We start from the raw sequence: 24,283 nt of genomic DNA, 5'->3' as shown, positions 1-24,283 counted from the left end.
AGGGCTTCAACATGGTTCAGGGGACGTGGAGTTGGTCCGTTCCGGACGGGTTGTGGGAGATTGCGCAGCCTCTCATCCCCCCCGTCGAAGGTGCGGCCGCAGGGCGGCGGGACACAGGGCACGCCTGATGAGACTTTGTTCGCGGCGATCGTGTATGTGCTGGTCAGCGGTTGTTCCTGGCGGGCTTTGCCGCCGTGTTTCGGGGTGTCGAAGTCGACGGTGCACCGTCGGTTCATGATCTGGTCGAGAGCCGGTATCTGGGGCCGGCTCCATGAAGCGGTGGTGCACCGCCTCGACGATGCCCGCCTCATCGACGTCTCCCGTGTGGTGCTCGACTCCGCGCACGTGCGGGCAGAAAAGGGGGCGAACACACAGGTCCGAGCCCCGTGGACCGGGGCAAACCGGGTTCCAAGATGCACATCCTGTCGGACGCGAACGGACTGCCCCTGGTCGTCGGCCTCTCCGCCGCAAACGTCCACGACAGCCTCGCGCTGAAGCCCATGATCGCCGGTCACCAACGCGACACGACCCCCACCGCGGCCGTTACTTCAAACCCCAGCGCCTCCACGCGGACAAAGCCTACGACGTGCCTCACCTGCGGAAATGGTTATGGGGCAAGCACATCGGAGTCCGCATCGCCCGCAAAGGCATCGAATCCAGCGAACGACTGGGCCGACGCAGGTGGGTCATCGAGCGCACCGTGTCCTGGCTGTCGGGCTACCGCCGGCTCAGCCCACGCTACGAACGCCAACCCTCCAACCGCCTGGCCTTTCTCGGCCTCGCCGCCGCACTCTGCTGCTACAAACGCCTCGGACGACTCACCACACAGGACACGGTCTTACGGGTTCCGTCGCAGCAAATCCGGCATCTACTGCGGCAGCAACGTCACGCAAGGTCGAGATTGGGCCGAGGAGACCCGTTCCACGGTGATGGACTGCGGAATGTTCTAACGTCCCGTCAAGGGGCATGGCGCCGACCCCCTCGCTGAACATGATCTCCTCAGTCGGCGCCATCTCCCCTGCGGGGGCGGTGATTCGCGGCAAAGACAGGGATAGGGGCGAGCATCGGCGCCGATGGATATGACACGGGAGGAAGACCATGCGCGCGAACGACAGCGCGAGGGACAAAGAGACGCGGAACAGCCAGTCATCGGCCGTCACACCTACCGGCCGCGCCACGACGTCGCTTACCCCGCTCTCAGCCCTCCAGCGCAACGTCGGCAACGCGGCAGTCGTCCAGATGCTCCGCCAGGCCGGACATCCCTGGGCCCAGAACGAGCACCGGCACACCGCAGACTGCAGCCACCGGCAGACCGGGCAACCCGTACAGCGCTCCACCGTCCCCGACGTCCTGCGCTCCCCGGGATGCCGCCTCGACGACAACACGCGCACCGAGATGGAAGGCCGACTCGGCGCGGACTTCTCGGACGTCCGCATCCACACGGACACGACCGCGCAAGCCTCAGCGGCGGAAGTCGGCGCCCGCGCCTACACCTCCGGTCACCACGTCGTCATCGGCGACGGCGGCACGGACAAACACACACTCGCCCATGAACTCACCCACGTCATCCAACAGCGCCAAGGCCCCGTCGCAGGCACGGACAACGGCAACGGCCTGTCCGTCTCCAACCCTTCCGACCGCTTCGAACGCGAAGCCGAAGCCAACGCACAACAAGCGATGGCAGGTCCCGGCTCCGCCCCGGGGTCCGAAGGCCCGGCCATGACCACGGTCGGCGCTGCCACGACCCGTGCCACTGCGATCCAGCGCGTCGGCACCGAGGAGGGCCCGTCAGAGAAGGCGAAGGGCAAGAGAAAGCGGGACACGCCGTACAACGAACTGGTAAAAGCGTGGGAGGCCACGCCGGAACACGCGCGGCGGTTCGCCCGCTCCGGCCCCGATCAGCTCGGCGCGCTCACGACGGATGAGCAGGTCCAGCATGGTGCCCGCACTTTCCAAGGGGAACGGCCAGAACAGACGATGCGCCACATCGCGATTCGTCTGCTTACCGGTGTCCAGCACCTCAGGGCGATCACACCGAACGACAAGAAACCCCCTGCCGAAGCCGAGTTCCAGGGGATGCTCATCAATGACCGCATCGTCCTGAGTTCGAACATCAACGCATCCATAGATCTCCTGGAGGCGCTGCACGGGCAGAACGCCACACCGTTCCGGGACATGCTCGGTATGGAGACCCCGCTCACCGGCCTCGCGGCCAGCGGCCACAAGGAAGCCCCGCTGATCAACAAGCGGCGCCGCGCGGCCAGAGCGGGAATTGGCCGTGTCCTCAAAACCCCCCTCGACGACGAGGCATACGAGGCGGACGACGAACGGCCGAGCGCCGGTAAAGCACCCGAGCCGGCGCGCAACGCGACGGGCGAGGTCCTGGTGCGCGCCACGCGTCCGTCGGCCGACGAAGGAAAAGCGGCTCCGAAGGAGAAGTTCGCGGTAGCGGAGGTGGACCTCGCGAACACCGAGATGGACGAGGGGCTGCGCCAGCTTCTCACGAGCGATGAGCACAAGAACATGATCATCCTCATCAAGACCGCCAATGACATTGTGACCGGTGACAACTCGGTGATGATTCACGCTGAGCAGAAGCTGATTGCCGCGCTCAAGGCGGCCCGCATCACACCGAGTGACATCAAGACGGGGAACTTCCTGGTCCGCGGCACCAAGCGTCCTTGCCTGGCGTGCGGTGCCCTTCTACGACACGTGAGTGACAACTTGTTCGGGGGGCGTCTCTCTGTCAACCGGAACTCGGGCGCCTATTTCATGAACGCGCTACGCGCCGTCGAAGCGTACTCACTGGGCCAGCCGTGGGATCACTCCGATGCGATGGATCTGGATCACGAACCGACGGACGTGTCCCAGGACACCTGGCACGCACAGATGCTCGAACAGCTGAAGAGCAGCGCGGGCCATGTGTCAGTCATCGATGAAAAGGAAACACGCACGTTCGAGACGGCTTCGAGCGGCTACGACTCCGAAGACCTCAACGAGGTGCCGCTCCGCAACGCACAGGGTCTGGTCATCCCGGACACCTGGAAGCCCGCGGATACCGTGAAGAAGCAGAAGACGGGAGGGGTAGGGGCGCGTTACAAAGCCGGCGAGACCAGCCCCGACTTCACCGAAGAGCACAAGCTCAGGATCAAGGCCATCATCGGGGGCGCGGTCTGGGAGCAACTTAACCAATCGGTTCGGGGTGCCTCCAGTCGCATCACCGATGAGCAGTGGCAGCAGCTCTTCGCCCTTGAGAAGGAGCTGCTCTACACGGATGAAGCGCTCAGGAGAGCACTGGCTCTCGGCAACAGCACTTTCAGTAGGGCCCGGATGAAGCATAAAAAGAAAAGCGAGAGCCTCATGCCCTGAGGGGTGCGGGTCGCACGTCGGCGCGCGCCGCACGCCGGGCGGGGGGCAGGGTCTTTGAGAAGTGCCGAGGTAGGGCGGTTCGCCCGCTGAGCCCTGGATGTGACGGCTTGTCGACTTCTGTCGGAGGTGACCCTGGACGCAGAACAGGCATGGCCGCTGGTGATCATGTGGGTGTCGAGTCCGTATGAGCACCGAGCGAGTCCATGCCTGCGCACCCGTCTTCCCGCATGCCCTCATACCTCCGGAAACTGGGGGACGCCTCCGACCCAATCCCGCTGGAGACAGTCGCTGACCTGCGAAGTTTTCTGGCCGCGGTGCCTGATCCATGGGCCCGTCGCGGCATCCGCTATCCCTGGACGGCCCTGCTCACCGCTGCGGCTGCCGCTGTTCTGGCCGGCGCCGCCTCGGTCACGGCGATCGGCGAGTGGGTCGCCGACGCCCCGCAGCGTGTCCTGTCCCTGCTCGGGTTCCGCCCCGACCCGCTGACCGGACTGATCCGCCCGCCCCATGCCACGACCGTCCGCCTCGTCCTGGCCGCCGCGGACGGTGACGCTCTCGACCGCGCCATCGGTGACTTCCTCCAGGCACGCAAGGCCCCGGCCCCGGAACGGAAGGTCATCGCCGTCGACGGCAAGACACTCCGCGGTTCCCGCGCCGCCGGGCGGACAGCCACCGCCCTGATCGCCGCGATGACCCACAGCGGCGAGGTCCTCACGCAACGGCAGATCGACAGCAAGAGCAACGAGATCCTGGCCTTCGCCCCGCTCCTGGACTGCATCGACCTGACCGGTGCCGTCATCACGGCCGACGCCCTGCACACCCAGCACGACCACGCCGCCTACCTGCACGAACGCGGGGCTCACTACCCGGCCGTCGTGAAGCGGAACCATCCCGGACTGCATGAGCGCCTCCGACGCCTGCCCTGGCGAGAGATCCGCCTGGACCACGTCGAGCGCACCCGAGCCCATCACCGCGACGAGCTCCGCCGATTGAAGACCGTCGCGTTCGCCCACATCGACTACCCGCACGCCCGCCAGGCCCTCCAAGTCGTGCGCTGGAGACGCGATCTGGGCACGGGCAAGCTGACGATCGAGCGGATCTACCTGGTCACGAGCCTGCCGCCCGACGCAGCCGACGGCAGCGAACTCGCGGCCTGGATCCGCGGCCACTGGCGCATCGAGAACCACCTGCACCACGTCCGCGACCGCACCTTCCACGAGGACGCCTCAAAGATCCGCACCCGCCACCTGCCCCGCGTCATGGCCGGCCTGCGCAACCTCGCCATCGGCATCCACCGCCAAGACGGCCACACCAACATCGCAGCCGCCCTCCGCCACACCGCCCGCGACCACCTGTGGCGGCCCATGCTCCCGTGCGCGTGCCGACACGGGCCGGCACCGCCGGGTGGCTCGGGTCCGGCGTGTCCGCGTCTGTCATGCCAGGTGTGTGGTCGGTTCGTGATGGATGGTGGTCGGCACGTCCGAGAGAACAGGGGAGTTGTGATGGGTCGGGTACGCAGGCGGAGGTTCAGGATTCCGGCCGAACTGGTCGCGGCCGGGGTACACCTACCGGTGAAGCAAGCGTCGGCCGCGCCTGTACCGGCGCAGCGGGTATTTGACTGCTGTGCGGTGAAAAAAGTCCGCGGCTGGGCCGGTAGTACGGTCATCATCACCACAATTCACGAACAGCAATGCCCTATCTGGGCGGCTCGATAAGTTTTCCCTGGCACTGCCCGGCCGCACCCACGACCTGGCAGCGGCCCGCACCCACGGCATCGTCCCGGCGTGTCTGACCCGCCAGCTTCTCGTCCTGGCCCACGGCGTACCAAGGCGCGCATGCCACCGTCCGCTTCCCTGCCAGGGGCGAGAGAACTGCCGGAGCAGTGCAACAGGGAACATACCCGCCCGTGATCGCCGGGCGAGCGGGCCTTCGCCCGCCTCAAGCAAGGGCGGATCTTCCGCAAGGCCCGGCGCAGCACCAACCGCATCGGGCGCACCGTCGCCGCCCTACACGCCGTCGAGGTCACCTGACGATCAGGATGAGAAGAGCTAACAGGTCCGCGTTGAACTGAATATTTCCTGCCGGTGAAGTAATCCGGAAACCCTTGGTGCAGAATCCAGGCGGCCGCTCCGCAAGGCTTGCTGCGCGATGTCCCGAATGTCCCGATTGCCAGCCAAATCTGCGCACTGTGCCGGTGGAGGAGGTGCGGCTCTTTGTCAAGAGCGCCTTTCTTCGGCCGGCTCTTGTCGCGAGATCGAAGCTATGTATACCGTTTCCCGGCGCGTACCTCGGGGCGGCATGAAAGAAGGAAAGCAGACAAAGGGGCGGTTACCGTTGTCTTCGGTGCAGTCGCCGTCGTATCGCACGCAGGTGGTGTGCGGTTTTGCTGGGTAGGACAGCTCTTCCATTCGTTTCGCAGAAGACTCCGAGTAAATGAGAGCGATCCTGTCTCAAAGAGGATCAGCCCTGTATGGTGTGCCGAGGGTTCCGATTCCCCGCATGGGTGAATCGGGTCTCATGGTTTTTCGTCAGGATCAGCACGTGCGCACCGCCGGTAAATCCGCCGCTTTACGGGGGAGGTCAGCAGAGGGTGTACGACCACGAAGATCCGCACCGCTTAGCCGTCCGGTCGGTGTGCCGGGAATTGTCCTCCGTGCCGCCGGGGACCCGAGTCGTCCGCAGCGGCGACCCCGCCCGCCCGGTGGCCCGAAGGCACGGGAACACGCCGTGCGAGCCGGCCGCGGGCCCCAGGCCGCGCCCCGGCGGGAGACGAGGGCCGCTGCTGTGAGCAGTCCTTCCGCAGACCCGCTGGCCGGCCCGCACCCGCCGGCGGGCTCCCACCCGCTGGCAGGTCCCCACCTCGTGGCCGCGATCTCCGCTACGGCCGCGGCCGACCCCGAGCGCAAGGCAGTCGGCTTCGTCCGGCATCCGGAGCACGAGGGCGAGGAGGCGCTGCGCAGCTACGCCTGGCTCGACGCCACCGCCCGCCGCGTCGCCGTCCTCCTCCGCGCGTCCGGGCTCGGCACCGGTGCGCGCGTGCTGCTGCTCTTCCCGCAGTCCGCGGAGTTCGCGGCGGCCTACGCCGGGTGCCTCTACGCGGGCATGGTCGCCGTCCCCGCCCCCCTGCCCACCGGGACCTCCCTGGAGGCCGCACGCGTCGTCGGCATCGCGAGGGACGCCGAGGCGGGCGCCGTCCTCACCGTCTCCGGGACCGAGGCTGACGTCCGACAGTGGGCGGCCCGCACCGGCCTGGGCGCACTGCCCCTCCACTCCGTCGACGAACTGCCCGGCGACGCCGGCCCCGACACGTGGCGGGAACCGGAGATCCGGGCCGACACCGTGGCGGTCCTCCAGTACACCTCCGGCTCCACGGGCAGCCCCAAGGGCGTCGTCGTCACCCACGGCGCGCTCGCCGACAACGTCCGCAGCCTGCTCACCGGCTTCGAGCTGGGAGCCGGCGCCCGGCTGGGCGGCTGGCTGCCGATGTACCACGACATGGGGCTGTTCGGCCTGCTGAGCCCGGCACTGTTCAGCGGCGGAACCGTCGTGCTGATGAGCGGCAGCGCCTTCCTGCGCCGACCGTCCCAGTGGCTGACGCTCATCGACCGCTTCGGCCTCGTCTTCTCCGCGGCGCCCGACTTCGCCTACGACTACTGCGCACGGCGGGTGAAGCCCGAGGAGATGGACCGCCTCGACCTGTCGCGCTGGCGCTGGGCGGCCAACGGCTCCGAGCCCATCCGGGCCGAGACGCTGCGCGCCTTCACCAAGGAGTTCGCCCCGGCCGGACTCCACCCGAACGCCACGACCCCCTGCTACGGACTGGCAGAGGCGACCCTGCTGGTGTCCCTGAGCGCGGGGGAGCTGCGCACCCGGCGGGTGGACGTCGCGGAACTGGAGAACCACCGCTTCGTCGAGGCGGCCGCGGGACGCCCCTCCCGCGAGGTCGTCTCCTGCGGCCGGTCCCCGGCCCTGGAGATCCGCGTCGTCGACCCCGCGAACGGCAAGCCCGTCACGCGCGACGGAGTGGGCGAGATCAGAGTGCGCGGCGCGAGCACCGCCAGGGGCTACTGGCAGAATCCGGAAGCGACCGCCGAGACGTTCGTCATGGACGCGGACGGCTCCGGGCCCTGGCTGCGCACCGGAGACCTCGGCGCCCTGTATGAGGGCGAGCTGTACGTCACCGGCCGCATCAAGGAACTCCTCATCGTGCACGGCCGCAACATCTACCCCCACGACATCGAGCACGAACTGCGCGCCCGCCACCCCGAACTCGGCACGGTCGGGGCGGCCTTCGCCCTCCCCACCGAGGAGGGCGAGGCCGTGGTCGTCACCCACGAGGTGGGCCCGTCCGTACGGCCCGAGCACGGCCCCGAGCTGGGGACGGCCCTGCGGGCGACGCTCGCGCGGGAATTCGGCCTCGCCCCGGCCGGAGTGGTGCTGGTGAGACGCGGCCGCATCCCGCGCACCAGCAGCGGCAAGGTGCAACGCCGCCTGACCGCCCGGCTCTTCAGCACCGGGGAACTCGCCCAGGTCCACGCCGACCCCGGCGCCCACCGCCTCCTGGCGAGGCTCCGGGAGGCGGACGACCGCGACGCCGTGCCCCCACCCCCGAGATGACCGCCCCCCGGCCCTGACCCGTTTCCCGGCGGCGGGCCGCTCCCCGACGCCATGGCAACGCCCCCCGAGGCCCCGGCCCGCCCGCACGCGGGCCGACCGGGACGCCGCCCCGAAGACCGACCGTGCGCCCACCGAGTCCACCGTGCCTTCACCGAAGACAGAGGTCCTCCCCGCATGTCCCCGTCCCCGCCTGCTCCCCGAGACCCCGACGCCCTGCGGCAGTGGCTGCGCGAACAGTGCGCCGACTGCCTCGGCGTCCCCGCGGCCTCCCTCGCCACGGACGTCCCCCTCACCGACTACGGGATGACCTCCGTCACCGGCATCGCCCTGTGCGGCGTGGTGGAGGAGCACCTGGCCGTCGAATGCGACCTGGCACTGCTCTGGCAGGAGCCGACGATCGACAGGCTCACCTCCCGGCTGGCCCTGCGCACCGTGCGCTGACGGCAGACGGTCTCCACCACGCACATGCACACGCACATGCCCAGGCACTCGTGCGTGCGGACGCCACCGCGCGTCCTGGCGCGCCGACACCCCTTCAGTCCGAGAGCGGGAGAAGCATGTTGGAGTCCCCGGCACACCGTGTGGCCGCCACCTCGGCCCAGTCCGGGATCTGGACGGCACAGCGTCTGCGCGCGGACGACAGGCTCTACGCCTGCGGCCTCTACCTCGAACTCGACCATGTGGTGGAGGAGGTGCTGAGCGAGGCGATCCGCCGCGCCGTCACCGACACCGAGGCGCTGCGCACCGCCTTCCAGGAGGACGCGGACGGCGCACTGGAGCAGCACGTCCTCGCCCGGCCGCCGAGCACGCAGACCCGCCTCTTCCACGCCGACCCGAGCGGCGACGCCCCCTCCCGCCCCGCGGCCCTGGAATGGATGGACCGGCAGCGGGCGCAACCCTGGGACCTCGCCGCGGGCGACACCTGCCGCCACACCCTGATCCCGCTCGGCGGCGACCGCGCCCTCCTGCACCTGCGCTACCACCACCTCGCTCTGGACGGGTACGGCGCCGCGCTCTACCTGGACCGGCTCGCGGCGGTCTACCGCGCGCTGCGCGCCGGCCAGGAACCGCCCCCCTGCGCGTTCGCGCCGCTGGCCCGCCTCGTCGAGGAGGACCACGCCTACCGCGCCTCCGCCCGCCACCGCGCGGACGCCGACCACTGGCGCGACCGCTTCGCGGACCTCCCGCGCCCCACCAGCCTCGCCGACGCCACCGCGCCCGCAGCGCACGACGAGCTGCGCCACACGGTGCGCCTGCCCGACGCCCGGTCCGCCGCGCTGCGCCGCGCGGCCGACCGGAGCGGCCACCCCTGGCCCGTGTACGCCACGGCCGCGGTGGCCGCCTTCCTGAGCCGTCTCGCGCCGGGGGAGGAGGTCGTCGTCGGCCTCCCCGTCGCCGCCAGGGTCACCCCCGCCGCGGTGCGCACACCGGGAATGCTCGCCAACGTCGTACCGCTTCGCCTGCCCGTGCGCCAGGGCATGTCGATGACCGCGCTGCTGGAGCTGACCGCGGCCGCGATCAGCACCACCCTGCGCCACCAGCGCCACCGCACCGAGGACATCGGCCGGTCGCTCGGACTCCACGGCGCACCGCCGGCCACCACGCTCGTCAACGTCATGGCGTTCGCCCCGGTGCTCGACTTCGGCGACTACCGGGCACCGGTGCACCAGCTCTCGGCCGGACCGGTCGAGGACCTGGTCGTCAACCTGCTCGGCACTCCGGGGGACGGCCGCGAGCTGGAGATCACTCTCGCCGCCAACCCCCTGCTCCACTCGGCGGACGCGGTGGCCTCGCTGGCCGCGCGGCTCGCGGAGTTCCTGACGCGCACGGGGCAGGATCCCGAGGCCCCCATCGGCAGGACCCGCCTGCTCGGCGCGGAGGAGGAGGCCGAGGCCTCGGCCGCGGGGAGCAGCCCCCGACGCGATTTGCGCGCCCGGACCCTGCCCGAACTCTTCGCCCGGCAGGTCGCCCGCACCCCCGACGCTCCGGCGGTCTCCTCGGACAGCGCCACCTGGACGTACGCTCAACTCGACGCCCACGCCGAGAGGGTGGCCCGGCGGCTGGCCGCGCGTGGCGTGGGGCCGGAGAGCATCGTCGCCCTCGCGGTGCCGCGGGGCGTCGAGCTGGCGGCGCTGATCCTCGGGGTCCAGCGGGCCGGAGGGGCCTACCTCCCCATCGACCCGGAGTACCCGGCGGAACGCGTAGGTTTCCTGCTGCGCGACGCCCGCCCCGCCCTGCTGGTCGGCGGGGCCGGGACAGATCCCCCCTCCGCCGACTGCCCGCGCGTACCTGCCAAGGACCTCCTCGACGCCGGGGCGTCGTGCGCCGAGGCCGACGTGCCCGCCCCCGGAACCCTCCCGGTGGACCTCCCGGCGTACGTCGTCCACACCTCCGGCTCGACCGGGCGGCCCAAGGGGGTCGTGGTCACCCACGCGGGCATCGCCGCCCTGGCGGCCGAGCAGATCGAACGCTACCGACTGGGCCCCGGCTCCAGGGTGGCGCAGCTCGCGGCCCTCGGATTCGACGTCGCGGTCGCCGAACTCGTGATGGCGCTGACGTCGGGGAGCTGCCTCGTCCTCCCGCCGCACGGCCTCGCCGGCGACGAGCTGGCCGCGTTCCTGCGCGAGCGGCGCGTCACCACGGCCCTCGCCCCGGCCGCCGTACTGGCCACCCTGCCCCCCGGCGACCTCCCCGACCTGACCGACCTGGTCACAGGTGGCGAGCAGCCCCCGCCCTCGCTCATCGACCGCTGGGCGCCCGGCCGGCGGATGTTCAACGTCTACGGGCCGACCGAGGCGACCGTCCAGGCCACCTCCGGGCGGTGCGCGCCCGGCGGCGACCGGTCGCCGGACATCGGCAACCCCGAGGCCGGGGTGGACGCCTACGTTCTGGACGCCGCGCTGCGGCCCGTGCCCGACGGGGTGACGGGAGAGCTCTACCTGCGCGGCAGGGGCCTGGCCCGCGGCTACCTGGGCCGCCCCGGCCTCACCGCCGCCCGGTTCGTCGCCGACCCGCACTCCGGGACGGGCCGTCGGATGTACAGGACCGGCGACCTGGTGCGCCGGGTGCCCGGTGACGGACGCACCGTGCTGCGGTTCGTCGGCCGGGCGGACGACCAGGTGAAGATCCGGGGCTTCCGGGTGGAGCCGGGCGAGGTCGAGGCGGCCCTCGCCGAACTCGACGGCGTCGACCGGGCCCTGGTGACGGTGCACGAGGAACGGCCGGGCGACCGCAGGCTCGTCGGCTACCTGGTGCCCGACCCCGAGCACCGGGGAGGACTGGACGTCGGCCGCCTGCGCGGGGTGCTCGCCGACCGGCTCCCCGCCCATCTCGTCCCCTCCGCCTTCGTGGAACTGGCGGAGATCCCGCGCACCGCCAACGGCAAGGTGGACCGCGCGGCGCTGCCGGCACCCGTGACCCGGCCCCAGACCGCCGGGCGGGCGCCGCGCGACGCCCGCGAGGAGGCCCTGTGCGCACTCTTCGCCGAGGTGCTGGGCGTCCAAGAGGTCGGCGCCGACCACGACTTCTTCGCCCTGGGCGGAGATTCCCTGCTGGCCGCCCGGCTGGCGAGCCGCATCCGCGGCCGGTTGGGCAAGGCGGTCACCGTACGGGAGGTCTTCCGGTCCCCCACCGTCGCCCGCCTCGCGGAGGAGCTGGGCGACAGGGCGGTGACCGACGACTGCGTCCGCCCGGTCCTGCCCCGCCCGGAGCGGGTGCCGCTCTCGTCCGCGCAGCGCCGGCTGTGGTTCATCGACGAACTCAACGGCGCGTCGGCCGCGTACAACATCCCGACCGTCCTGCGCCTGGACGGACCGCTGGACGTGCCCGCGCTGCACGCCGCGCTGGGCGACGTGGTGGACCGGCACGATACGCTCCGCACCACCCTGCGGCCCGCGGCGGACGACGCCGCCGTGGCGGCCGCACCCGAACAGCACATCTCGCCCCCCGGCGGCCGGCGGCTCCCGCTGCCGGTGCTCGACGTCACCCCCGAAGCGCTCGCCGGGGAGCTGCGCGCCGCCGCGGGCCACGTCTTCGACCTCGCGCGGGACCTTCCGGTGCGCGCCACGCTCTACCGCACCGGCGAGCAGGAGCACGCACTGCTGCTGCTGGTCCACCACATCGCCGCCGACGGCGCGTCGATGGGACCCCTGATCGGCGACCTGGCCACCGCCTACACGGCCCGGCTCGCGGGGCGCGCGCCCGTCCTCCCGCCGCCCGAGGTGACGTACGCCGACTTCGCGCTGTGGGAGCAGGGGAGCCGGGAGCGCGCCGCCGCGCAGGCCGAGGGGATCGGCTACTGGCACCGGGCCCTGGCCGGGCTGCCGGACCACATCCGGCTCCCCGCCGACCGTCCCCGCTCGCAGGAGCCGGTCCGCCGGGGCGGGGTCGCTCGTTTCGAGGTGCCGCCCGCCCTGTACGGCAGGCTGGCGGAGCTGGCGGGGAGCGCCGGCGCCACCCCGTTCATGGTGCTCCAGACCGCGATAGCCGTCCTGCTGAGCCGGATGGGGGCCGGATCGGACATCCCCCTGGGCACGCCGGTCGCCGGCCGCCCGGACGAGGCGCTCGACGGACTCGTCGGCTGCTTCGTCAACACCGTCGTCCTGCGCACCGACGTCTCGGGCAACCCGACCACGACCGAACTGCTGGCCCGGACGCGCGAGGGCGACCTGGAAGCCTTCGCCCACCAGGACGTGCCCTTCGACCGGGTCGTGGACGCGGTCAACCCCGTCCGCTCCACCGCACGGCACCCCCTCTTCCAGGTCATGCTCATCCTCAACGGCCCCGAGCAGGACCGAGGCCGGGCGCGGTTCCCCCGACTGACCGACCGCGTCGAGGCGGTGGAGTCGGGGGAGACCAAGTTCGACCTCTCCTGGCACTTCACCCACCGCGACGGGCCGGACCGGGCGCTGGAGGGAGCCCTCGTCCACGCCGCCGACCTGTTCGACGCCGGCACCGCGCACCGGCTCACCGAGCGCCTGCTCGACATCCTGACCGCGATGGCCGACGACCCCGCCCGGCCCGTAGGGACCCTCGATGTCCTCAGCGCCGCCGAGCACCGCCTCCTGCGCGCGTGGGGGACCGGCACGTCCCGCACCCGTGGCAGCCGCCCCGAACCGGTCGCCGCGAGGATCGCCGGCCGAGCCGCCCGCACACCGGACGCGCCCGCGGTGGTCGAGCCCGGACGCGTCTGGAGCTACGCCGAACTCGACGCCCGCGCCGACCGGGTGGCCGCGGCCCTGGCCGCACGCGGCGTCGGCGCCGAGGACCTCGTCGCCGTGCTCCTGCCCCGCGGCGCGGACCTGGTCGCCACCCTGCTGGGGACCCTGCGGGCCGGCGCCGCCTACCTCCCGCTCGACGCCGGACACCCCGCCGACCGCAACCGCTGGGCCCTCTCCGACTCCGCCCCCGCACTTCTGGTGACCGACGCCGAGCGGCTGCGTACGCTCCCGGGGGCGACCGGGTGCGCCGCGCTGATCCTGGGCGAGGAGGACACCGAGAGGGAACTGGCGGACCGCGCCCCCCTCCCGAAGGACGGCGCCGGCCTCGTACGCCCGGTGGCCGGGGGCAACGCCGCGTACACGATCCACACCTCCGGTTCGACGGGCCGCCCCAAGGCCGTCGTCGTGACGCGGGATGCGCTGGACGCGTTCGTCGAACGCGCCCTGGACACCTACGGCGACGCGCTGAGCGGCGCGGTCCCCCTGCACTCCCCGGTCGCCTTCGACCTCACGGTCGTCTCCCTCTACGGGCCGCTGGCCGGGGGCGGGCGCGTCCAGGTCGGGGACCTCGACGAGTCCGGGATCGCCCAGTGGGAGCGGGAGTGCCCGTCCTTCGTCAAGGCCACGCCCTCCCACCTCGCGCTGCTGGAGGAGTTCGGCGGCTCCCAAGCACCCGGAACGGTTGTCCTGGCGGGCGAGCAACTCATCGGCGCACGGCTGGACCGCTGGCGGAGCCGCCACGGCGCCACCGTCGTCCTCAACAGCTACGGGCCCACCGAGACCACCGTCAACTGCCTGGAGCACAGGATCGCCCCGGACGCCGACGTGCCCCCGGGACCCGTGCCGGTGGGCCGACCGGTGACGGGCGTACGGGTGTTGCTCCTCGACGCCCGCCTGCGCCAGGTCGCTCCGGGCGTGACGGGCGAACTGTACGTCTGCGGACCCGGCGTCGCCCGCGGCTACCGCGGCAGGCCGGGCGCCACCGCCGAGCGGTTCGTCGCCTGCCCGCAAGGGCGGCCGGGGGAGCGTATGTACCGCACCGGCGACCTGATGCGCTGGACCGCGGACGGCGAACTGGTCTACGAGGGCCGGGCCGACGCCCAGGTGAAGGTGCGCGGCTTCCGGGTCGAGCCCGGCGAGGTCGAGGCCGCCCTGCTGGACCTCCCCGGCGTCCGGGAGGCTGCCGTCACCCTCGTCGAAGGGCCGGACGGGACGCCCGAGCGGGCGGCCACCCCCGCCCGCCTGGTCGGCTACGTCGTCGGCGCCACCGGCGACGTAGCCGCCCTCCTGGAGCCGCTGCGCGTCCGGTTGCCCGACCACATGGTGCCCGCCGCCCTCGTGGAACTGGACGCCCTGCCGCTCACCCCGAACGGCAAGCTCGACCGCCGCGCCCTGCCCGCGCCCGACTTCGGCCGCCACGCGGGCCGCCGCGCCCCGGACGGGCCGAAGGAAGAACTGCTCTGCGCGCTCTTCGCCGACGTGTTGGGAGTGCCCGAAGTCGGCGCGGACGACGGCTTCTTCACGCTGGGAGGCGACAGCATCGTCAGCATCCAGCTCGTCGGCCGCGCCCGCAGGGCCGGACTGCACTTCACCGTCCGCGACGTCTTCGAGCACCCCACGGCCGCCGGGCTGGCCGCCGTCGCCCGGTCCGCCGGACGGGACGGGGACGCGGACCGTCCCGCGCCGGAGGCGCTCGCCCCGAGCGGGCCGCTGCCCTACGTCCCGGCCGCGGCACGGCTCGTCGCCCGGACCGGTTCGTTGCGCGCCCGCGGCGCCGACCGCTTCCACCAGTCGGTGGTCCTCACCACCCCCGCGAACGCGGCGGCCGACGAGGTCCGGCGCGTGCTCCAGACGCTGATCGACCACCACGGGGCGCTGCGCCTGCGGGCCGCCGCGGACCGGGACGGATCGCCGGACGGCCTGATGGTGGCCGAACCGGGGACGGTCGCCGCCGCCGACCTGCTGCGCTTCCGCGACGCCGCCGGACTCGAAGGCGCGGCGCTGCGGGAGGCGGTGGAGCGGGAGGCCGAGCACGCACGCGACGCCCTCGACCCGAGCACCGGATCCGTACTGCGCGCGGCCTGGCTGGACCGGGGGACGGACCGGAGCGGCCTGCTGGTCCTGGTGGCCCACCACCTCAGCGTGGACGGCGTCTCCTGGCGCATCCTGGCGGACGACCTCCGCCAGGCATGGACCGCGGCCGCCGCCCCCGCCACGACGGCGCCCCTGCCGCCGGAGGGCGCCTCCCTGCGGGAGTGGGCCACCCGGATCGCCCGACGCGCCACCGAGCCCGCCGCGACCGGCCGGCTCCCGCACCGGCGCGCGACCCTCGCGGGGCCGGAGGATCCGGACGGCGACGTGGTCGCCCTGGAGACGCGGCTCGATCCCGACGCCGACACCCACGGCACGGCGCGGGAGCACGCGCACAACCTGCCGCCCGGCCTGACCGACGCGCTCGTCCGCATCGTGCCCACGGCGCTCCGTGCGGACACCGGCGAACTGCTGCTGGCCGCCTACGCGCTGGCCGCGTCGCGGGTCCTGGGCGAGGGGCCCGTGTTCGTGGCCGAGACCGAGAGCCACGGCCGTCAGGACGCGCTCCTGCCCGGCATCGACCTGTCCCGCACCGTGGGCTGGTTCACCTCGGTCCACCCCGTGCGCCTGCGGCCCGGAGCCGGGGCCGCACGGCTGCTGAAGGAGACCAAGGAACGGCTGCGCACCGTGCCGGAGGCCGGGCTGGGCCACGATCTGCTCCGCCGCGGCGGAGCGGTGGCCTGCCTGGGGGAGGACGGTCGGGAGCCGCCCCGCCCGCAGTTCGGTTTCAACTACCTCGGCCGGGTCGCCGTGGCCGAAGCCCTCGTCGACGGGGGCACGGAACCCGCCGGGGCCTGGACGTTCGTGGGCCACAGCGTCGCCGCGCAGCCGCCCGAACTGCCGCTCGCTCACGAGGTGGAGCTGACCGTCGTCCTGGAGGACGGCCCGCGGGGACCGGTCCTCGCGGTGCGCTGGAACGCCTCCGCCCGATGCCTGTCCGAGGCGCGGCTGACCGCGCTGGCACAGGAGTGGGAGAAGGCGCTGCACGAGCTGACCGCCCTGGCCGGCGCCGCCGGGAGCGCCGGCCTGATCCCCTCGGAGATCGGCGCGGGCGACCTGGACCAGGACGGGATCGAGGAGTGTGAGGCGGCGGCGGACTTCGAGATCGCCGACCTGCTCGCACTCGCGCCCGCCCAGGAGGGGCTGCTCTTCCACAGCACCTTCGACGACGCGGCGGAGGACGTCTACGTCGGCCAGCTGGCGCTGGAGTTCCACGGAGAGCTGTCGAGCGCCCGGATGCGGGAGGCCGCCCAACAGGTTCTCGACCGGCACGACGTGCTGCGCGCGGCCTTCCTCCAGCGCCGCTCCGGCGAGTGGAGCCAGGCGATCGCCGCCCGGACGCCGGTGCCCTGGGAGGAGCACGACCTGTCCGCCCCGGCCGGTGAGGAGCGGCAGCGGCGGCTGGACGCGCTGCTGGCCGGGCAGCGCACCCGCCGGTTCGACCTCGCACGGCCGCCGCTGGTGCGCTTCCTGCTCGTACGGATGGCGGCCGACCGGTACGTGCTTTCCCTGACCAACCACCACCTGGTACTGGACGGCTGGTCGCTGCCGCTGGTGGTGCGCGATCTCATGGCCCTGTACGGGGCGGACGGCGCCGCCCTGCCCGGCGTACGCCCGTACCGCGACTACCTCGCCTGGCTCGCCGGGCAGGACGCCGACGCGGCCCGCGCCGCGTGGGAACAGGCGCTCGCCGGGCTCCAGCCCTCACTGATCGCCCCGGACGCCCCCCGCGACGGCGCGGCCCCGCTCCCGCACTACCGCACCATGGACCCCGACGTCGTCTCCCGCCTCACCGCCTGGGCCCGCCGCCTGGGCGTCACGCTGAACTCGGTGGTCGAGACCGCGTGGGGACTCCTCCTGGGCCGGCTCACCGGCCGGGACGACGTGAGTTTCGGCATCGCCGCCTCCGGCCGTCCCACCGACCTGCCCGGCGCGGGGGAGATCGTCGGCCTGCTGATGAACACCGTGCCGGTGCGCGTCGTCCTGGACCCCGCCGAACCGCTGGAAGCACTCGTCCGGCGCGTGCAGCGGGAGCAGGCCGCCCTCATGGACCACCAGTTCCTCCCCCTGGCGCAGTTGCAGCAGCGTCTCGGGGTGGGCGACCTCTTCGACACCACGCTCGTCTTCGAGAACTACCCGCTGGACCCCGCCGACGGCCTCGACGGCGGCGACGGGCTCCGACTGCACGGGGCGCGCGGCCACGACGGCAACCACTACCCCCTCAGCGTCACCATCGGCCCCGCCCCCGACCTGCAACTCCGCTTCATCCACCGCCCCGACCTCTTCACACCCCAGTGGGTGGAGGACCTGGCGGCGCGGTTCGAGCAGGTGCTCGACGCCATGGCGACGTCCGGCGACACCCCGGCGGGCCGACTGGACGTCCTGCTGCCGCGCGAACACGACACCCTGCTGGGCGACTGGGCGCGCGGCGAGGAGGCGAGCGCGCGGGAGTGCCCCGTCGCCCTGCTGGAGGAGCAGGTCGACCGTACCCCCGACGCCCTCGCGCTGGTCGAGGGCGGTGACGGCGGAGCCGGCCTGAGCTACGCCGAGTTCGACGCCCGCGCCAACCGCATGGCGCGCTTCCTCATCGCCCGCGGGCTCGGGGCCGAGGACCTGGTCGGCCTGGTCTTCCCGCGCGGCGCCGACCTGCTCACCGGAGTGTGGGGGGCGCTCAAGGCCGGTGCGGCCTACCTGCCGGTGGACGTGGACTACCCGGCCGAACGGATCGGGCTGCTCATCGGAGACGGGGACCCCGCCGTCGTCCTGACCACCTCCGCCCACGCCCACCTGGTGCCCGAGGCGCCGGGGCGGCAGATCCTCTGCGTCGACCTGCCCGGCCCCGTGCACGAACTGGCCCGCGCCCCGGAGGGGAGGGTGGCCGACCGGGAGCGGCCGCGCCCGGTCGGAGCCGACGCCCTCGCCTACGTCCTCTACACCTCCGGCTCCACCGGCCGCCCCAAGGGCGTGGCGGTCAGCAGGGGTTCGCTGGCCGCGCACGCCGTCCGCTCCCGCGACCGCTACCCGGACGCGGCCGGGGTGTCGCTGCTGCACTCCCCGGTCGCGTTCGACCTGACGGTGACCGCCCTGTTCACCACCCTGATCTCCGGCGGGACCCTCCTCCTCGCGGAGCTGGACGAACACGCCCAGGGCTCCGGCGTCACCTTCGTCAAGGGCACGCCCTCCCACGTCGCCCTCCTGGACGAGCTGCCCGGCGTCCTCGACCCCACCGGCGAGCGCCCCGGCACGCTCGTGCTGGGCGGTGAACCGCTCACCGGAGAGATGCTGGAGCGCTGGCGCGCACGCCACCCGCGAGCCAGGGTCTTCAACGACTACGGGCCGTCGGAGACCAGCGTCAACTGCTCCGACCTGCTCTTCGAACCCGGTGACGAGGTGCCGGACGGCCTGCTCCCGATCGGTCGCCCGCTGCCCGGCAACCACATGTTCGTCCTCGACCACCTGCTCCAGCCCGTGCCCGTCGGCGTCGTCGGGGAGATCTACGTCTCAGGCGTCGGCGTGGCCCGTGGCTACCACGGGCGGCCCGGCCTGACAGCCGCGCGCTTCCTGCCCTGCCCGTTCGACGCGCCGGGCGCCCGGATGTACCGCACCGGGGACCTGGGGCGCTGGCGGCCCGACGGGATGATGGAGTGCCTGGGCCGCACCGACGACCAGGTCAAGGTGCGCGGCTTCCGGGTGGAGCTGGGCGAGGTGGAAGCCGCGCTCGCGGCCCGCGCCGACGTCGCCCGCGCCACCGTCGTCGTGCGCGAGGACGAGCCGGGGGACAGGCGACTGACGGGATACGTCGTCCCCGAGGGCGGACCGGACGCGGGCTTCGACCCGGCGGCCGCGCTGCGCGACCTCGCCGCGACCCTGCCGCCGTACATGGTCCCGGCCGCGATCGTGGTCCTGCCCGAGCTGCCGCGTACCGAGAACGGCAAGCTCGACCGCAGGTCGCTGCCCGCGCCCGAGTACGGCACGGCCTCCGCCGGGCGGGCGCCGCGCATCGCCGCCGAGACCGCCCTGTGCGCCCTGTTCGCCGAAGTGCTCGGCGTGCCCGAGACCACCCTGGACGACGACTTCTTCGCCCTGGGCGGCCACTCCCTGCTCGCCGTCCGGCTCGCCGGCCGCATCCGGGCCGAACTCGGACTGCGGCTCGACATCCGGACGATCTTCGACCACCGCACCGTCGCGGACCTCCTCGCCGATCCGCAGCTCGCCGCACAGCTCACCCGCGGCGAGGCCCCGGCCACGCCGGTCCCGGCGCAGCCCGCCCCGGACCGTGACCCGCGGGTGCGGCCCGAGCGGCTGCCGCTGTCGCCCGCCCAGCGCAGGCTGTGGTTCCTCAACCGCTACGACAGGGAGGCCGGCGGCTACCACATCAGCGTCGCGCTGCGGCTGACCGGCGGCCTCGACGTCGACGCCCTGCACGCGGCACTCGGCGATCTGACCGCCCGGCACGAGAGCCTGCGCACCGTCTTCCGCGAGGACGACCAGGGGCCGCACCAGGTTGTCCTGGCCTCAGAGGTCCCGTCCGCTCCGGCCATCGTCCCCGCCGCCGCCCACCAACTCGACGCCCTGGTGCGCGAGGCCGTCCGCCGCCCCTTCGACCTGGCCGACGACACCCCCCTGCGCCACACCCTGTTCACGCTCGCCGAAGGCGAGCACGTCCTGCTCCTGGTCATCCACCACATCGCCGCCGACGGCTGGTCGATGGGGCCGCTGGCCCGGGACCTGGCCACCGCCTACCGCGCCCGCGCCGCCGGCCGAGCGCCCCGCTGGCCCGGCCGGGCCCCCAGCCCCGCCGACCACCTGCTCGGACAGCACCGCGACGCCGGGGACGACGCGGTCGACGCGGTGGGCCGCCGCGTCGCCCACTGGGCCGAGGAGCTGCGCGGACTGCCCGACGAACTCGCGCTGCCCTACGACCGGCCCCGGCCGACGACGCCCCCTCGCTACGCCGAGCGGGTCGCCTTCCGCGTCGACGCCGGACTGTACGGGGACGTGCGGGCGCTGGCGGCCCGTCACCGGGCCACCCCATTCATGGTCCTCCACGCCGCCCTGGCCGCCCTGTGGCACCGGCTCGGCGCCGGCCCCGACATCCCCGTGGGCACCCCGTCGGCCGGCCGCGACCGGCCCGAGACCGCCGACCTCGTCGGGTTCCTGGTCAACACCCTGGTCCTGCGCACGGACACCTCCGGGGACCCGGCCTTCGCCGAGCTGCTGGACCGGGTGCGCGAGATCGACCTGCGGGCCTACACCCACCAGGACGTGCCGTTCGAGCGGCTGGTGGAGGCGGTCAACCCCGCCCGCTCGCCCAGCAGGCACCCGCTCGTGCAGACGATGCTCACCTTCGACAACGCGGCCCAGGGAGCGCTCGACCACCTCCTGGACCTGCCGGGTGTGCGCGCGGAGCTGCTGCCGACCGCCGAGGGCACCGCCCACACCGACGTCGAACTGACCTTCACCGAAACCACCGCCCCCGCGGACGGGACCGGACTCGACGCGTCCCTGCGCTACCGTCCCGACCTGTTCGACCGCACGACCGCGCGGGCTCTGGCGGAGCGGTTCGTGGCGCTGCTGCGCACCGTGACGCGCGAGCCCGGCCTGCGGCTCGGGCAGCTCGACGTCACCACCGCCGACGAGCGCCGGCGGCTGGCCGAGGCCGACGCCGCCGCACGGGCGCGGGCCGCCACCGCCGTCGACGACCTGCCCGCCCTGTTCGCCGCCTCCGCCGGTCGCGTGCCCTCAGCCCCTGCCCTCACCGACGGACGGGCCACCCTGGACTACGCGGAACTCGACGCCCGGTCCAACCGCCTGGCCCGCGCCCTGCTCGGACTCGGCGTGGGACCGGAGGACTTCGTCGCCCTGGCGGTGCCCCGCTCGGCGGACCTGGTGGTGGCCGTGCTCGCCGTGCTGAAGTCGGGCGCCGCCTACCTCGCCGTCGACCCCGACCACCCGGCCGAGCGCACCTCGTACATCCTCCACGACTGCGGGCCGGTCGCCGTGCTCTCCACGACCGCCGTCCGCGAGGCCCTGCACGGCACGGTGGGCGAGGCGGTCGGCGAGGTGCCGTGGCTGCTGCTCGACGCGCTTGTGGCCGGCGGCGCGGCGGCCGGCCTCTCGGCCGCGCCGGTCACCGACGGCGACCGCCGGTTCCCGCTGCTCCCCGACCACCCGGCCTACACCATCTACACCTCAGGCTCGACCGGGCGGCCCAAGGGTGTGGTCGTCAGCCACGCCAACGTCTCACGGCTGTTGGCCGCCTGCCGCGCGGCCGTTGACTTCGGGCCCGACGACGTCTGGACGCTCTTCCACTCCAGCGCCTTCGACTTCTCGGTGTGGGAGATGTGGGGGCCCCTGGCACACGGCGGCCGGCTGGTCGTCGTCCCGCCCGACGTGGCCAGATCCCCCGGCGACCTCCTGGAACTGCTGGGCCGCGAGCGCGTCACGGTGCTCAGCCAGACGCCCTCCGCCTTCCTCCAGCTCCTGCGGGCGGAGTCCGAGCTGCGCGTCCCGCCGCGGACCACCGCCGCGCTGCGGTACGTCGTCTTCGGCGGGGAAGCGCTGGACACCGCCCAACTCGCCCCCTGGCGGGGCCGCCCGGTCCGCCTCGTCAACATGTACGGGATCACCGAGACGACCGTCCACGTCACCCACCTGGAGCTGGACGACGCCGCCGTGGCGCGCGGCGGCAGCCCGATCGGCACGCCCCTGAACGACCTGCGCGCCCATGTGCTCGACCAGGGGCTGCTCCCCGTGCCGCCCGGCGTCGTGGGCGAGCTGTACGTCGCCGGCCCCGGCCTGGCCCGCGGATACCGCCGCCGCCCCGGCCTGACCGCCACCCGCTTCGTCGCCGACCCGTTCGACGCCGGCGGCCGGATGTACCGCACCGGCGACCTCGTCCGGCGCACCCAGGACGGCGGCCTCCACTACGTCGGCCGGTCCGACTCCCAGGTCAAACTGCGCGGCTACCGCATCGAGCCCGGCGAGATCGAGGCCGCCGCCAGCCGCCACCCGGGCATCGCCCAGGCGGCGGCCGCCGTGCACGGCGAGGGACCGGACGACCGGTACCTGGTCTGCTACGCGGTGCCGGCGGCGGACGCCGACCCCGACGCGCACGAGGTGCGCGCCCACCTGGCCGACGCCCTGCCCGGCTACATGGTCCCCGCCGCCGTGGTGCTGCTGCCCGCCCTGCCGCTGACCCCCAACGGCAAACTGGACCGAGCGGCGCTGCCCGCCCCCGACCGGGCGGCGTGGGCCACCGGCGGCACCCCGGCCGGACCGCGCGAGGAAGCGCTCTGCGCCGCCTTCGCCGACGTCCTCGGCGTCCAGGAGGTCAGCCGCGACGCCGACTTCTTCGCCCTGGGCGGCCACTCCCTGTCGGCTGTCCGGCTCATCAGCCGGATCAGGTCGGCGCTCGGTGTGGAGATCGGCATCCGCACTCTCTTCGAGGCGCCCACGCCCGCCGCGCTGGCCCGGCGGCTGGACACGGCCGGGACCGGACGGCCCCGCCTCCTCCCGCGACGGCGGCCCAAACGCCTCCCGCTCTCCTCCGCCCAGCAGAGGCTGTGGTTCCTCGGAGAACTGGAGGGACCGAGCGCCACCTACAACATCCCGCTCGCCCTGCGGCTGCGCGGCCCCCTCGACGTCGGCGCCCTGCGCTCGGCCCTGGCCGACGTGGTGGGCCGGCACGAGGCGCTGCGCACCGTCTTCCCGGCCGAGAACGGCGCCCCCCACCAGCACGTGGTCGCGCCCGGAGGGGCCGCGCCCGCCCTCGACGTCGTGGACGTCACCGGGAAGGAGCTGCCCGCCGCCCTCGCCGCGGCCCGCGGACACGCGTTCACACTCACCGAGGACCTTCCGCTGCGGGCCGTCCTGCTGCGCACCGGGCCCGCCGACCACGTGCTCTCCCTCGTCCTCCACCACATCGCCGGCGACGGCTGGTCGCTGGCCCCGCTCGCCCGCGACCTGAGCAGCGCCTACACCGCGCGGCGGGAGGGCCGAGCCCCACAGTGGCGGCCCCTGCCGGTGCAGTACGCCGACTACACCCTCTGGAAGCAGGAGCTGCTCGGCGCGGCGGACGACCCCGACAGCCTCTTCGCCCGCCAACTCGCCTTCTGGCGCGCCGCGCTGGACGGCGCGCCGGAACAGATCGGGCTGCCCACCGACCGGCCGCGCCCCGCGATGGAGAGCCACCGCGGCGCGATCCACCGCTTCACCCTGCCCGCCCCGCTGCGCGACCGGCTGCGCGACCTGGCGCACTCCCGGCAGGCGACCCTCTTCATGGCCCTGCAGGCCGGTCTCGCCGCGCTGTTCGCCAAGCTGGGGGCCGGGCGGGACATCGTCCTCGGCACCCCGGTCGCCGGCCGCGTCGACGAGGCGGCCGACGACCTCGTCGGCTTCTTCGTCAACACCCTGGCGCTCCGCACCGATCTCGGCGGCGACCCGCCCTTCGAGGAGCTGCTCGACCGCGTCAGGGACGCCGACCTGTCCGCCTTCGCCCACCAGGACCTGGCGTTCGAGCAACTGGTGGAGGCGCTCAACCCCGCCCGTTCCCTCTCCCGGCACCCCGTCTTCCAGGTGCTCCTGGCCCTCCAGAACAACGAGCGCGGCGAAGCCGTCATGCCGGGCCTGGAGGTCACCGTCGAACGCCCCGCCCAGGCGGCGGCCAAGTACGACCTCTTCGTCAACCTCGTCGAGTCCCGGAACGAGGACGACGGCGCGACCGCCGTCGAAGGCGCGGTCGAGTACGCCACCGACCTCTTCGACGCCCGCACCGTCGCCCGACTGACCGAGCGCTACCACGACCTGCTCCTGGCCGCCGTCGAGGAGCCCACGACACGGCTCAGCCGGATGCCCGTGCTCAACGCGGCGGAACGGGGCGGACTCGCGGCCGAATGGGACGCCGCCGCCGCGGGCCCGGCCGAGGACCTGGTCGACCTCTTCCGCGCCCGCGCCGCCGAGACGCCGCACGCGGTGGCGGTCCACAG

At 73.3% G+C, this 24,283-nt stretch carries 5 protein-coding genes and 2 pseudogenes (1 of these 7 running past the window's edge); all 7 read left to right on the top strand.

The annotated features are described in order from the left end of the window. Positions 1-11 precede the first annotated feature (11 nt). Positions 12-826 (top strand): annotated as a pseudogene (locus ACIRJT_RS32040) (IS5 family transposase); the annotation flags it as partial. 272 nt (positions 827-1,098) lie between these two features. Continuing rightward, entirely contained in the window at positions 1,099-3,369 is a 2,271-nt protein-coding gene (locus ACIRJT_RS32035) for a DUF4157 domain-containing protein (protein WP_403916142.1), read from the top strand. Between the two features lie 314 nt (positions 3,370-3,683). Beyond that, positions 3,684-5,084: an ISAs1 family transposase gene (locus tag ACIRJT_RS32030; RefSeq protein ID WP_403916140.1), complete on the top strand. Its 1,401-nt coding sequence runs from the start codon at positions 3,684-3,686 to the stop codon at positions 5,082-5,084. A 1-nt stretch (position 5,085) separates the two neighbouring features. Then, a pseudogene (locus ACIRJT_RS32025) lies at positions 5,086-5,399 on the top strand (transposase family protein); the annotation flags it as partial. A 754-nt stretch (positions 5,400-6,153) separates the two neighbouring features. Next, positions 6,154-7,986 (top strand): fatty acyl-AMP ligase, encoded by a 1,833-nt coding sequence (locus tag ACIRJT_RS32020; protein WP_403916137.1) that lies wholly within the window; start codon positions 6,154-6,156, stop codon positions 7,984-7,986. A gap of 174 nt (positions 7,987-8,160) precedes the next feature. Beyond that, positions 8,161-8,427 (top strand): acyl carrier protein, encoded by a 267-nt coding sequence (locus ACIRJT_RS32015; RefSeq protein WP_403916134.1) that lies wholly within the window; start codon positions 8,161-8,163, stop codon positions 8,425-8,427. 116 nt (positions 8,428-8,543) lie between these two features. Further along, positions 8,544-24,283, top strand: the 5' portion of a protein-coding gene (locus ACIRJT_RS32010) for an amino acid adenylation domain-containing protein (protein ID WP_403916131.1). 3,076 nt of this gene lie beyond the right edge of the window; the window shows 15,740 of its 18,816 coding nt (coding positions 1-15,740); it begins with the start codon at positions 8,544-8,546; its stop codon lies beyond the right edge, outside the window.

This window comes from Streptomyces sp. NPDC102283 (assembly GCF_044766265.1).
Classification (GTDB): Bacteria; Actinomycetota; Actinomycetes; order Streptomycetales; family Streptomycetaceae; genus Streptomyces.
Note: the sequence above shows the minus strand (reverse complement) of the source record. Positions and strands in the feature narration are given on the sequence as shown.

Bases quoted from the DNA above. Each gene is read 5' to 3' on its own strand.
- ACIRJT_RS32015 (WP_403916134.1), top strand. From the start codon at position 8,161: ATGTCCCCGTCCCCGCCTGCTCCCCGAGACCCCGACGCCCTGCGGCAG.
- ACIRJT_RS32035 (WP_403916142.1), top strand. From the start codon at position 1,099: ATGCGCGCGAACGACAGCGCGAGGGACAAAGAGACGCGGAACAGCCAG.